This window comes from Nonomuraea sp. NPDC050643 (assembly GCF_040654715.1).
GTDB lineage: Bacteria > Actinomycetota > Actinomycetes > Streptosporangiales > Streptosporangiaceae > Nonomuraea.
The window spans coordinates 42922-55946 of the sequence record NZ_JBFAIM010000035.1; the positions used below are offsets into that span (position 1 = coordinate 42922).

13 protein-coding genes are annotated in these 13025 nt (G+C 71.0%); 6 read left to right on the plus strand and 7 right to left on the minus strand.

All coding sequences use genetic code 11. From position 1 onward, the window contains the following. Positions 1-131 precede the first annotated feature (131 nt). The 3 genes from AB0I15_RS37075 to AB0I15_RS37085 form a co-directional block, all read right to left on the minus strand. Complete coding sequence (locus AB0I15_RS37075) at positions 132-623, minus strand: cupin domain-containing protein (RefSeq protein WP_358106276.1); 492 nt, start codon at positions 621-623, stop codon at positions 132-134. A 171-nt stretch (positions 624-794) separates the two neighbouring features. After that, entirely contained in the window at positions 795-1712 is a 918-nt protein-coding gene (locus AB0I15_RS37080; protein WP_358106279.1) for an NADP-dependent oxidoreductase, read from the minus strand. Between the two features lie 141 nt (positions 1713-1853). After that, positions 1854-2789: a LysR family transcriptional regulator gene (locus tag AB0I15_RS37085; RefSeq protein WP_358106282.1), complete on the minus strand. Its 936-nt coding sequence runs from the start codon at positions 2787-2789 to the stop codon at positions 1854-1856. Between the two features lie 131 nt (positions 2790-2920). On the opposite strand from AB0I15_RS37085, the gene AB0I15_RS37090 reads away from it, so the two are divergent. The 3 genes from AB0I15_RS37090 (at position 2921) to AB0I15_RS37100 (ending at position 6059) form a co-directional block, all read left to right on the plus strand. Continuing rightward, positions 2921-4177, plus strand: coding sequence for an MFS transporter (locus AB0I15_RS37090; RefSeq protein WP_358106285.1), 1257 nt, complete (start codon positions 2921-2923; stop codon positions 4175-4177). Beyond that, a complete protein-coding gene (locus tag AB0I15_RS37095; RefSeq protein WP_358106288.1) occupies positions 4174-4770 on the plus strand; it encodes a cysteine hydrolase in 597 nt (198 codons plus the stop codon). Before AB0I15_RS37090 ends, AB0I15_RS37095 begins: the two co-directional genes overlap by 4 nt. 311 nt (positions 4771-5081) lie before the next feature. Further along, on the plus strand, positions 5082-6059 hold the full coding sequence (locus tag AB0I15_RS37100; protein ID WP_358106291.1) for a hypothetical protein: 978 nt from the start codon (positions 5082-5084) through the stop codon (positions 6057-6059). Here AB0I15_RS37100 and AB0I15_RS37105 read toward each other — a convergent pair. Further along, positions 6005-7051, minus strand: coding sequence for a zinc-binding dehydrogenase (locus tag AB0I15_RS37105; RefSeq protein ID WP_358106294.1), 1047 nt, complete (start codon positions 7049-7051; stop codon positions 6005-6007). The two genes, AB0I15_RS37100 and AB0I15_RS37105, sit on opposite strands and share 55 nt — an antisense overlap. Before the next feature lie 84 nt (positions 7052-7135). Between AB0I15_RS37105 and AB0I15_RS37110 the strand changes: the two genes are divergently transcribed. The 3 genes from AB0I15_RS37110 (at position 7136) to AB0I15_RS37120 (ending at position 9379) form a co-directional block, all read left to right on the plus strand. Then, positions 7136-7714: an ABATE domain-containing protein gene (locus tag AB0I15_RS37110; protein ID WP_358106297.1), complete on the plus strand. Its 579-nt coding sequence runs from the start codon at positions 7136-7138 to the stop codon at positions 7712-7714. A gap of 86 nt (positions 7715-7800) precedes the next feature. Beyond that, the gene (locus AB0I15_RS37115) at positions 7801-8226 is read left to right on the plus strand and encodes a hypothetical protein (RefSeq protein WP_358106300.1); all 426 of its coding nucleotides are present in this window, start codon (positions 7801-7803) and stop codon (positions 8224-8226) included. 76 nt (positions 8227-8302) lie between these two features. Beyond that, positions 8303-9379, plus strand: a complete 1077-nt coding sequence (locus AB0I15_RS37120) for a hypothetical protein (RefSeq protein WP_358106303.1) — start codon at positions 8303-8305, stop codon at positions 9377-9379. Here the strand turns inward: AB0I15_RS37120 and AB0I15_RS37125 are convergent. The 3 genes from AB0I15_RS37125 to AB0I15_RS37135 are packed head-to-tail and all read right to left on the minus strand — an operon-like array spanning position 9371 to position 13024. After that, entirely contained in the window at positions 9371-11248 is a 1878-nt protein-coding gene (locus AB0I15_RS37125; RefSeq protein ID WP_358106306.1) for a hypothetical protein, read from the minus strand. The two genes, AB0I15_RS37120 and AB0I15_RS37125, sit on opposite strands and share 9 nt — an antisense overlap. Before the next feature lie 2 nt (positions 11249-11250). Continuing rightward, the gene (locus AB0I15_RS37130) at positions 11251-12081 is read right to left on the minus strand and encodes a carbohydrate ABC transporter permease (protein ID WP_358106309.1); all 831 of its coding nucleotides are present in this window, start codon (positions 12079-12081) and stop codon (positions 11251-11253) included. A 1-nt stretch (position 12082) separates the two neighbouring features. Further along, positions 12083-13024 (minus strand): sugar ABC transporter permease, encoded by a 942-nt coding sequence (locus AB0I15_RS37135; protein ID WP_358106312.1) that lies wholly within the window; start codon positions 13022-13024, stop codon positions 12083-12085. Position 13025: the final 1 nt, after the last annotated feature.

The window sequence follows — 13025 nt, forward strand, 5'->3', positions numbered from 1 at the left end:
ATGACTCCGGGGGGTGAGAAGTCAAAACAGGCTCAGTCTGAACTTTTGCCGTCATAAGTCCGTCATAAGGTGACTGGTGCGCACCGGGCGATGCCGGAGAACGCCATCGCGACGGCGGCGGCTTGTGACGTTCAGTTGCCCTGGCTTGACGGATCATCGACCTTGATCTTCTCTCCTGTGTCGGAGATGAAGACGACCAGCAGCTTCGCCGATTTCGTCGGGCTGGTGTTCTCCGTGAGCACGTGGTGGGCTCCCGGCGGCTCGACCCAGAATTGGCCTTGGCGGTAGACGCGCACCGGCTCGCCGCTGAGCCGGCTGCGCATCGTGCCCTCGAGCACGTAGGCGTAGACGAAGGCGTCGCCGTGCCGATGCGGCACCGCGCGTGCGCTCGGTGGGAAGTCCACGAGCACCGAGGTGAACGTCTTGCCCTTGACGTTGGGAAGTGCCTGTTCGAACAGCGGCGACACCGTCTCCGACGGTGGCCGCGTGACGGCCACGGCGACCGGGGCCCTGCCGGCGACCGCTGCCGTACCGGTTCCCTGCTCGGCCATGGGAGCACATGCGGTGGCCGAAACCCCCGCGACGGCGGCCAGGAAGCCGCCGGCCAGTCGCACTCGGATCATGAGCTGTCTCCTGTCCTACTCGGACCCTTCGTCCAAGGGCGCGCCCCTTCGATCGGCCAGGCCGATCGGAGTCGCCTGGGTACGCTGTCCGGGCCCGCGGGAGGTTAACCAAGCGCGCGTTCAAGCCTTGGTGATGGTCCGTTGAGGTGGCGAGCCCAGTGGTGTCGCCGGCTATCCGCCTTCGGTGACCCGGATGATCGTCTTGCCGGAGGCCGGCCGGGCGAATGCGGAGGGCGCCTCGGCGAGTGTGCGTACGGCCCCGATGATCGGGCGGAGCCGTCCGTCGCGGACCCGTTGCGCCAGGTCCACGAGCTGGGCGCGGTCGGGTTCGATGATGAAGAAGATCGCCCGCCCGTCGCGGGGCCGGACCGTGGGCGGGGAGGCGATGGTGACGAGGGTGCCACCGGGGCGCACCAGCGCGGCCGAGCGGTCCAGGATGTCACCGCCGATCACGTCGAGCACCAGGTCGACCTGGCCGGCATCGTCCAGGGAATCTGCCTGCAGGTCCAGGAAGGCGTCCGCGCCGAGCTCGAGTGCCGTGTCCCTGGCGGCGGCCCGGCCGGTGCCGATCACCCGGGCTCCGGCCTCACGCGCGAGCTGCACGGCGATGGAGCCGACGGAGCCCGCGGCGCCGTGGATCAGCACGGTCTGGCCGGCCGCGAGGCGGCCGTGGTCGAACAGGGCCTGCCACGCGCTGAGCCCCGCGATCGGCAGCGCGGCGGCCACCGTGTGGTCGACGTCCGCCGGCAGGGGCGCGAGATTGCGCGCCTCCACCGCCACGTACTCGGCCAGGGTGCCGTTGCGTGCGGGGTCGGTGTAGCCGAACACCCGCTGGCCGACGGTCAGGCCGGTGGTCCCGAACCCCAGCTCGGCGACGACACCCGACATCTCGTGCCCGGGCACGCTCGGCGTCCGGTCGCGGCCCGCGCGATCGGACCACGTTCCCGGCCAGTCGAGCTCTCCCCGGGTGAACCCCGCGGCGTGCACCCGGACGATGACGTCGTTCTCGGCGGCGTGCGGGTACGGCTGTTCCGTCAGGGAGAGTCCGGCCACACCGGCGGCGCGGTCTTGGACGGTGATGGCTTGCATGACAGGTCCTTGCCGATGGTGAGGATGTCGAGCATGACGAACGTACCTGCCGGCGAGGCGGTTCGGCCGCTGTGACGCGCGGCGGCGCGTCGCCGGTCGAGCGGGGCGATCCGGGCACGATGTGCGCGGGCGCGGCGGCGTTCAGCGCCGGATCGCCCAGCCCGGCGCCCAGGTCCCGGCGGCGTCGTGGCCGTCCGCCACGGCGGCGAGGTGGGCGCGGAGGGTGGCCAGCCCCGGGTGGGGGTTGTCGCGGCGCCACAGGAGCGAGTGCGGGTAGACGGGCGTCGGGCCGGTCACCGGGATGCGGCGCAGACCGTGGCCGGCGGGCCAGACCAGGCGGGTCTGCCCACCCATGAACGTGGCCAGGGCCGGGGTGTCGGCGATGGTGTCGAGGAGCGCGTCGGAGCCGAAGTTGGGGCCGGTCGCCTCGATGGTGAGGCCGAACTCGGCGACGAGGTCGTCATAGTAGGCGGCCCACTCGGTGCCGGGGACGATGCCGGGCATCCAGATCCGGTGCCCGGTGAGCTGGGCGACGGTCACCGACCGGGCGCCGGCCAGCGCATGGGCGGGGCCGGTGAGGAGCTGGAGCGCCTCGTCGAGCACCCAGACGGACTCGATGTCCTCGGGAAGGGGCCGGCCGGGCACGGCGACGGCGCGGAAGGACGCGTCGATCGCACCGGACCGAAGGGCGGCGACGGCCGTCTCGACGTCGAACAGCATCACCACGTCGAGCTCGACCTCGGGGTGCGCGCGGTGGAAGCCGCGCATCAGGCCCGACGCCGCGCTGCGGGAGGCGATCACGTCGACGCGCAGCGGGCGGCTGCCGGGGAGCACGGACGCGACCGCGCGCTCGGCGACGCGCAGCAGCTCGCGCGCGTGGGGCAGGAACGCCTGCCCGTCGATGGTGAGCCGGGCCCCGCGCGCCGTGCGGGTGAACAGCCGCACGGCGAGGGCCTTCTCCAGCCCGGCGATGCGCTTGGAGACGGCCTGCTGGGTGATCGACAGGTCCGCGGCGGCGTCCTGGAACTGGCCGGCGTCCACGACGGCGACGAACGTGCGTACGGCATCGAGATCCACACCAGCCGACCTTAGCTCACAACCCTTGGTTGTGCGTTTTCGGTCGATCGGTTGTTTGACCCGCCCACCAGGCGCGCGTTTGGATCCATGAATCAACGGATGGTTGTTTCCTGGAGATGGCGGGGTGCGCGTTGGGAAGGTCGCTGGGGCGGCGGTTCAGGTGGTTCTGGGCCGCGTACGCGGTCAGCGCGTTCGGCACGTGGCTCGCGTTCGACGCGTTCGCCCTGATCGCGATTCTCGCTCTCGACGCCGGGCCCGCCGAGGTGTCGGTGCTGGCCGCCGCCGGGCTCGCGGTCGGGGCGGTGGTCGCGGTGCCGCTCGGGCCGTGGGTGGAGTTCCGGCGCAAACGGCCGGTGATGATCGCGATGGACCTGATCCGGTTCGCGGCGCTGATGAGCGTTCCCGCCGCCTACCTGCTCGGCCGGCTGAGCTTCGCTCAGCTCCTGGTCGTGGCCGTGGTCGTCGGCGCGGCCGACATCGCGTTCACCGCCGCGAGCGGAGCGTGTCTGAAGGCGCTCGTCCGGTCCGGGGACCTGCTCGTCGCGAACGGGCGGTTCGAGGCCACGACCTGGACCGCCACCGCGCTCGGGCCGCCGCTGGGCACCGCCGCGATCGGGCTGGTGGGCCCGGTGGTGAGCGTGGCGGCCAACGCGGTCAGCTTCCTCCTCTCGGCCGCGGGGATCCGCGCCATCGGCGGGCGGGAGCCACGTCCCGCGCGAACCGCCGCCCCGTCCCGGCCGGGACCCGGCGACCTGCTGGAGGGATGGCGGTACATCCTCGCCAGCCCGGCGCTGCGCCCGCTGTTCTTCAACACCGTCCTGGTCGGCGGCCTGATCATGGCGGCCTCGCCATTGCTCGCCGTCCTCATGCTCGGCGAACTCGGGTTCGCACCCTGGCAGTACGGCCTCGCCTTCGGCCTTCCCTGCGTCGGCGGCCTCATCGGCTCGCGGCTGGCCCGCCCGCTCCTCGCACGGTTCGGCCGGCACAAGGTCATGCTCACCGCCGGGACGCTGCGCGCGTGCTGGTCACTCGGGTTGGCCTTCGTCGGCCCCGGCCCCACCGGGCTCCTCCTCGTCATCGCCATCGAACTCGGGCTGATCACCTGCATGGGCGTGTTCAACCCGGTGTTCGCCACCTATCGGCTCGAACTGCTCCCGTCCGACCGGGTCGTCCGCACGCTGTCCGCCTGGTCGATCACCGGTAAGGCCACCATCGCGGCCATGACCGGCGCGTGGGGCCTGCTGGCCGGCCTCACCAGCCCCCGCACCGCCATCGCGATCGCCGGGCTCCTCCTCCTGGCGACCTCGCTCCTCCTCCCCCGGCACGACCGCACACCCCAGCTCAAGAACGCCGACCAGGCGCCACCGGAAAGGGAAACACTCGCATGACCACCGCTTCCGCGCTCGACCCCGCCCGCACCGCCCTGCTCGTCATGGACTGTCAGCCGGCGATCCTCGCGCTGCTCCCGGAAGGCGACGGTGCGGCCCTGCTGGGACGGCTGGAGAAGGTCATCGCCGGCGTCCGCGCCGCGGGCGGCACCGTGGCCTATGTCCGGGTCGGCTTCACCGAGGCCGACTGGGCCGCGATCCCGCCCGCCAACCGGTCGTTCGCACCGGTCGCCCAGCACCGTCTCCTGCACCACGCGGACGTCGCCACCGCCGTCCACGAACGTCTCACTCCCCAGGACGGGGACATCATCGTGCGCAAGGTCCGTCACGGCGGACTGTCCACCACCGACCTCGATCAACGGCTGCGCGAACGCGGCGTCACCTCTCTGGTCATCGCGGGTGTCAGCACCAGCGGCGTCGTCCTGTCCACCGTCCTCGACGCGGCCGACCGCGACTACCGGCTCTACGTCCTGGCCGACGGCGTCGCCGATCCCGACCCCGAAGCGCATGACGTCCTGCTCCGTCAGGTCTTTCCCGCACGGGCCCACGTCCTCGAGACCGCCGATTTGCACACCCTCCTGCGGGCCGGCTGAGGCCGCCCGATCACCTGGAATCCGTCCGCGAGCGGACACGCCCCTGGGAGGACATCCATGCGCATCTCCGCTCGGGCGCCCGTCGTCGGCCTGGCGACGGCCCTGGCATTCACCGGCGCGAACGTGACCGGCACCCCGGCCTTCGCGCCGGATGACCCGGCTCTGGCGGCTGAGCGGCTTGCCGGAGGTCTCGTCTTTCGTGCTGTCAGGCGTGGGCCTCTCCTAGGTAATTCGTATTATCATCTTGACGGGGCAGTCCGCGGGAGGAGAGCGTGTGAATCCGCACCACGACGCAGCGTGAAGGAGCCGACGTGGACACTCCCCACCCCCCGATCCGACGGCGGACCGTTTTACTGGGCGCGGCGGCGGGCGTGGCCGCAGGCCTGGGTCCCGGACCGGCCGCGAACGCGGCGGCGGGCCCGGGCGGGATGCCGGCCTACCGGTATCTGCGCGACGCGCTGGCCCTGCCGCTCAGCCACAACCCGACGGGCGAGTTCATCTTCCCCTGCATCCGAGGGGTGTACGACAAGCTCAGCAACCCCCGGTCGCGCTACTACCTCTACTACGCCCCTCACGAGGACCCAGGCGGCATCTGCGTGGCCTTCGCCAACTCCCTGGCGGGCCCCTTCGACGACTACCCGGGCAACCCGCTCATCGACAACCGCCTGCCGACCACCACGGTCTCGCACGTGTCCTCACCCCACGTGACCTGGGACGCCGCCACCCGGCAGTTCTTCTGCTACTTCCACGGCGAGAACTTCACCACGCGCGTGGCCCGCTCCACCGACGGCATCACCTTCACCGACGAGACCCCGATCCTGAGCACCCGGCTGGTGCCCGGCACCTCCGAGACCTCCTACGCCCGGGTCTTCGAGCACCGGCTGCCCGGCCGGAACAACAAGTACGTGATGATCTTCATGGGGGTGCGCAACGGCCGCCGCATCTTCCACGGCTGGTCGCCCAACGGCTGGGACGGCTGGCAGTTCAGCGCGACCCCGCTGGTGAACCCCGAGCCCGACGGCGTGACCGACATCTCCGGCGCCACCCTCGTCAAGCGCAACGGCACCACGTACGTGGCCTATCACGGCGGCGACGGCAGGATGCGGATCACCGAGGTCGGCAACGGGTTCGACAGGGAGACGCACCTGGGCGTCTTCCACTCCCCGATCGCCTCCGACAACGGCAGGGTGGCGGCGCCGTCGTTCGGCACCCAGGACGGTGTGGAGTACATGTTCTACGAGGCGGGACCGCGACTGAACGCCCGCATCTGCATCGCCCGGGCGGTCTGACGGCCGTCGGACGGCACGGGGCTGGTCACGGACAGGACGATCTTGCCGCGGTTGCCGCGTCGTTCGAGGAGTTCGTGTGCCTCGCGCGCCCGCTGGAGGGGGAACACGGCCTCGACCGGCACCCGGTAGGCGCCCGCGGCGGTTCGTTCGGCGAGTTCGCGGAGGTCGTCGCGGGGATCGTAGCCGTGTTCCATCAGGTTGGTGAGCTGGAAGCCGCGGATGGTGGCGTTCTTGGGATAGAAGTCGCGGGTGTCGATGATGCTCGGTTCCAGGGCGACGTTGGCGAGGGCGATCACGCGGCCCGCGTAGGCGACCTGCCGCAGGCCACGTGCGAACGCCGGCCCGCCGACGGTGTCCAGCACCACGTCGGCGCCGCGTCCGCCGGTCAGCCGGGCGACCTGCTGTTCTTCGTCGTCCACCGAGGTGTCCACTATGTCGTGCGCGCCCAGGCCCGCGACCCAGGCGGCCTTGTCCGCCGAGCTCACCACCGCGATCACGCGGGCGCCGAGGTCGGCGGCGATCTGCACGGCGGCGCTGCCGACCCCGCTCGCGGCGGCGTGCACCACCACCGTCTCCTCCTTGGCCAGCCCGGCCAGGTCGCGCAGGCAGTACCGGGCGCTCAGCCATGCGACGGGCAGGGCGGCGGCCTCGAGCATGCCGATGCCGTCGGGCAGGACCGCGACCCGCCCGGCGGGCACCGCCGCGAGCTCGGCGTACAGGCCCGCACCCAGCGCCATGACCCGCTGGCCGGGCCGCAGGCCCGTCACGCCCTCGCCCACCGCGGCCACGGTCCCGGCCGCCTCCAGGCCGGGGATCAGCGGCGGGCGTCCCGCGCGGTGGTAGGAGCCCGCGCGGAGCAGGGCGTCCGCCCGGTTGACCCCCGCCGCCTCGACCCGTACGAGCACCTCGCCGGAGCCCGCTTCCGGATCCGGGGCCTGGACCTGCACCAGGACCTCGGGGCCGCCGAACTCGTCGATACGCACTGCGCGCATGCCGCACCACCTTCGTTGACACCTCTTGAACAGGTGTCATCTTGAACCACCGCATGAACAGGTGTCAATGGTAGGTTTTCGGATATGAGCCGCTCCGCTGATCCCTCGATGGCGTTCCCGTTCATCGGCGGGCGCGTGTGCCTCGACTTCGCCGCCACACTCGGCAGGCGCCACGCCGCCGCCTTCGAGCGGCTGCCCGACCCCGCCGCGCTCAGCCGCTGGATCGCCGAGGCCGGGCTGCATCCCGAGCCGGGCGAGGTCACGCCACACGACCTGGCGCACGCCCGTCTCCTCCGCGAGGCGCTCAACCGGATGGTGCGGGCCGTCATGGACGGTGCGGCACCCGATCCGTCCGACGTCGAGGAGGTGAACGCGGCGAGCAGGCTCCCCGACCTCGCCCCCCTGGTCGTCCTCACGAGTTCCGGGCCCGCCCTGCGCCGGCAGGCCGCCCACGTCGCGCCCGCCGCGCTGGCCACCGTCGCCAGGGACGCCGCGACGCTGGTCACCGGGCCGCTCATCGACCGCGTCAAGGAGTGCGCCAATCCCGGCTGCTCGCTGCTGTTCCTGGACGACTCCCAGGCACGGCGCCGCCGCTGGTGCTCGATGGAACGATGCGGCAACCTGGCCAAGATCGCGACCTACCGGTCCCGCTCCTCCCGCTGAAGAGGAGGGGACCCCGCCTCTCCCAACAGCCAAGCGCTCGATGATCGAACGCGCATCCCGGCCGTGCCAGAGGGTAACGCGGAGGCATGGCATACACACCCGATCAGGACCACCGCCGCCCGGACGGCGCCGACGACCAGGCGGTGGAGGCGGCCGGCATGCTGTCGGAGGCGCTGGAGACCGTCGAGCGCGCACGCGGGCACCTCTACTCCTTCCACCAGCTCACCGGCTCCGCCCACGCCACCATCGACAGGGTCGTGGACCTGCTGGCCAAGGCCGGCCACGACGACCTGGCCCGGCGTCTGGCCGCCGAGCTGGCCGGCCGCGACGTCCTGCCCGGCCGTTGGACGTTCCAGATCGTCGAGGAGTACGACGACGGCTACTACGCGACGTTCCGCGAGCTCGAACGCGAAGTGCGCGACCAGCTCATGGGCGGGCGCCGGCACGTGTACGAGGCGGAGATGAAACAGCGCATCCAGGCCGCCTCGGTCCGGAATGCGCACTCTTCGTAGCGAAACTTGGCCTGCTGATTACCGAGGGTTGCCGTTTCGGGTGGCGGGTAGAGGCTGCTGTGTGGGAACCCCCGTTGTGCCGACAGGGCCAACCGGTCTCGGCACCTCCGCGGCCCGGCTCGGCTTCTCGCCGGGCACCAGTCCGTCCCGGCGCGCGGGCCCGTCCCCCGGCGCCGGTCCGTCCCCGGATGCCGCCACGTCGCAGCCGGACGACTTCCTGCGGTTCCGGCAGGAGGTCGTCCGCGCCGGATACCCGCGGCGGATCGCCGCGCTGACCGACGGCTATCGCCCGAGCTCCGACCCCGCCCGGGTGCGTGCCGAGGCCTGCTCTCTGCGAGCCGAACTCGCGACGTTCGGGATTCAGCGCGATCTGGCCTACATCGAGTGCATGTGCACCTATCGCCAGCTCATGATCCCGGTCGATGAGGCCGACCTGGGGATGGCGCTCAGCCGCAGCATTCTGCTGCCGACGATCGTCGACGACTCCTGCGACCAGGGCCCGGAGGCCGCGTTCCGGGCGGTGCGGGCCGCCATGCTGAAGGGCGTCGGCCGGTCCCGGCAGGCTCGGGTCATCCTCGGCTCCGCCCTGCATCCGCAGTCGGTCTACACCGAGCACATGTTCAACGAGTTCTCTCCGTTCTGCTCGGCGAATTTCCTCGGCCTCTACAAGACGTTCTATTATCAGTCGCTCTTCGGGGTCATCTTGGAGTCCGCGTTCACCCCCGATGCCCGCGACGACGTCGACACCGAATATGTACGCGTCCGGTCCGGCTTCGGCGAGTACTACGCGACGGCGATGAGCGTGGCGTACCGCTGCCTGAGCTTCGACGACAACATGCCGCACTGGGGCGCGACCCTGGGCCACTGGGGAAACTATGTCAATGACGTCAACGACCTCATGTCCTTCTACAAGGAGATACTGGGCGGTGAGTTCACGACCAGCCGCATCTACCGCAACGCCATCCAGCACGGCATGTCGTTGACGGACTCCTACGAGGAGGTCTTCCAGCGGGCGGTGGCCGGCTTCGATCGCATCCGTGAGCTGGGCACCTCAGCGCAGCGGCCGCACCTGCTGCACTATCTGCAGGGGTTCGTTCACTGGCACCTCACCTCTCGCCGCTACCGCTGGGCCGAGCTCATCGCATCAAGCTGAGCCCAGGGTGACCGTGAGGTCGAAGGTGCCCTGGTGAGGGATGCGGAGGGCGTGGAAGCGGCGCGCGCCGTCGCGGAAGTAGCGCACCGAGCCGGCCGCGACCGTCGCCTGCGAGGGGGTGCCCCAGCGGAAGCGGATCGTGATGCGGCCGCGGCGCACGTCGAACCCGTCGGCGGTGGCGGTGGTCGTGCCGCCGAACACGACCCTCGTGCCGTCGGTGAAGGTGACGACGTCCTCGGGCTGGAGGATGAGGGGGATCTGCTCGGTGGCCGCCGCGTTCGCCGTGACCGTACGCCGGATCGTCCGCTGGGTGACCAGGACGTCCGTGCTGACGTTCGCGTTGCCGTAGCGGATGCCGAAGGCGGCGGGGGCCTGGCCGCCGGTCCACACGCTGCCGCCGGGGGCGCCGTGGAAGTAGGTGGCCGGGAGGGGGCCGTTGGAGTCGGGCACCTGGCCGGGGAAGACGGTGGACCAGCAGGCGTGGTTGTTGTCGTTGAGCACGCAGATGATCGTGCCGGCCTCGGGATGCCACAGGAAGGTCAGGCCGGTACGGCTCCGGGAGGCGCGGTCGCCGAAGTAGCCGCCCAGGTACAGGCCGGGCTTGCGGACGTACAGGAAGTCCTGGCCGGCGTCCCTGCGCAGTTCGACGAAGTCCTGCGAGCGCAGGTAGGGCAGGTCCGAGATGGCGGCGATCCGCTGCTGCCGGTCGGGGAAGCGCTCGCCGTGCAGGCCGTGGGTGAGGATGCGCGGCGAGGTGTCCTGCTTGGCGAGCGGCGTCACCGGGTCGGCGGAGGCGGACCAGGCGGCGCGGGCGTCGGCCAGGTCCTCGCGGGCGGTCAGGAACGCCGACAGCAGCGGCACCATGCGGACGAACGTCCAGTTGAGCGCGGTCCTGTCGGGATCGGGCCGGACCTCGTCGTACCAGCGCGTGCTGGTGCGGGTGGACGGCGCGACGTTGACCAGGTATCCGGAGCCGTCCGGCTCGCGCAGCAGGTTGTAGGACAGGAAGCCGGTGAACCTGCGGGCCATGTCCACCAGGTGCGGGTCCGGGTTGCTGTAGTAGGCGTCGGCCAGCTCCGGCAGCATGACCTCGAAGTTGTAGTTCATGTCGTGGCCGCGCTCTTCGTAGAAGAAGCCGGCGGGGCTCACGCCGGTCGCGGCGATCCTGGCGAACGCCTCGGTCAGGCTCCTCGCGAGCGCGGGATCGGGGTCGAGCCTGAGCGCGAGCGCGGCCCCGGCCAGCCCGGAGGCGGTCTGGTTGGCGTAGCTGAGGGGCTCCTGCCAGGCGGTGCGGTTGGCGGGGTTGAGGAACCACGTCATCGCCGTCCGTAAGGCGGCGGCGAGCTGGGACTGGCGGCCGGGCAGCGCCCCGGTCGCGCGCAGGATCCGCAGGGTCTTGGCGAGGTAGCCGATGCCGAATCCGGTGGGGGCCAGGCCGTGCTCGTTGCGGTTGTACTCGGGGAAGGAGCCGTCGGCGTGCTGGAGCGACAGGTAGTGGCCGAGCGCCGCGTCGAGCGCGGCCAGCAGACCGGCGTTCCCGGCGTACGGGTTCCACGGGCGGGCGTTGGCGTAGAACCAGGCCAGCGTGAACACGTGCTCCTGCACGCGGGCGTTGTACGGCGCCGCCGGCGAACGCCACCAGCCGCCGGCGAAGAAGCCGCTGTCGTCCATGTCGTTGACCATGGGCGCGAGGGTGGCCAGGTACGGCGCGAAGCGCTGCTCGTGGGGGGCGAACGACCTGCGGTCCAGGGCGGGCAACGGCGCCAGATCGGGCAAGGAGGAGGCGGCGCCGGCGGTGCCGGGCACGATCACTGGGGTGGCCACCGGGAGCAGGGCGGCGGCGCGAAGGAGGGTGCGGCGGGAGAACATGGTCAGCCTTTCAGACCGGTGTGCGCGAGCCCCTCGATGAACTGCCGCTGGGCCAGGACGAAGACGACCAGGATGGGCAGGGCGGTCATCGTGGCGGCCGAGAGCTGCACGTTCCACAGGGGCGAGCCGTAGGCGTCGACGAACTGGGTGAGCGCCTGGGGCAGGGTGAACTTCGACGGGGTGGACAGGAACACGATGGGTTCGAGGTAGAGGTTCCACGAGTGCAGGAAGGTGAAGATGGCGACGGCGCCGAGCGCGGGCTTGGCCAGCGGCAACGCCACCCGGTAGAAGGTGCCGAAGCGGCCGAGCCCGTCGACCCTGGCGGCCTCCTCCAGCTCCCCGGGCAGCGTGATGAAGAACTGCCGCATGATGAACGTCGCCAGCACGCTGGGCGCGCCCAGGATCGGCACCAGGATCAGCGGCCAGTGCGTGTCGGTCAGCCCCACCGTGTGGAACATCTGGAACAGCGGGACGATCGTCACCTCGCTGGGGATCAGCAGGCCGACGAGCACGACCAGGAAGAGCGCGTTCTGGCCGGGGAAGCGGATGCGGGCGAAGGCGTAGCCGGCCATCGCGGCCACCGCCATCGTGCCGGCGGTCACCACCACCGCGATGTAGAGGCTGTTGACATACTGCTGCCCGAACGGCTGCAGCTCGAAGACCCGGCCGTAGGTGGAGAAGTCGAACCTGGAGGGCACCAGCGCGGGCGGGAAGGCGAAGATGTCGCTGATCGGCTTCACCGACGAGGTGACCATCCACCAGGTCGGGAACACGAACGGCACGCACAACACGCACAGCAGCGCGTACAGCGCGAGCTTGACCCGGCGACTCATGCTACGACTCATGGAAGACCCACTTCCGGCGCAGCCGCCACTGCAGCAGCGTCAGCACCGCGACGATCAGGAACAGCAGGACCGACAGGGTGGCGCCGTAGCCGAGGTGCCGGAACTGGAAGGCCTGCTGGTACAGGTAGTAGACGAGGACCGTGGTGGACATGCCGGGCCCGCCCTGGGTGAGCACGGCGATCTGGGCGAACACCTGCAGCGACCCGACCACGGTGATGATCGAGGTGAGCAGGATCGTCGGGCTGATCTGCGGCACCGTGATGCGCAGGAAGCGGGTCCAGGCGCCGGCGCCGTCGAGCTGCGCGGCCTCGTACAACTGGCGGGGCACGCCCTGGAGCGCCGCCAGGAACAGGACCATGTTGAGGCCCACGTTCTTGACGACCTGGACGACGACGACCGACAGCAGGGCGGTGGTCTCGCCGCGCAGCCAGTTGGGGCCCTCGACGCCCGCCACGCCGAGCAGGCCGTTGACGCCGCCGTCCTGCTGGAGCAGGAACTGCCAGACGATCGTCCAGGCGACCAGTGACACCAGCACCGGCGAGAAGAACAGGGTGCGGAAGAACGTGGTGCCGCGCAGCCGCTGGTCGAGCAGGATGGCCAGGGTGAGGGCGAGGGTGAGGTTGAGCACGACCAGCCCGACCGAGAAGAACGCGGTGCTGGTGAGCACCGGCCCCATGTTCGGGTCGGCGAGCAGTTTGGCGTAGTTCTCGCCGCCGACGTACTCGAACGTGCCCGCCAACACGTTCCACTCCTGGAGGCTGTAGTAGACGACCAGGCCGAGCGGCAGCAGGACGAACAGCACGCTGCCCACGAGCTGCGGTGAGATCAGCAGATAGCCGACGAGGGCGTCACGCCGGGGGATGGTCCAGAAGGGGCGGGGCCGGGCGGCGGCGCGTACCGCCACCCGTTCGCCGAGGTCCGTCGCCGCCACG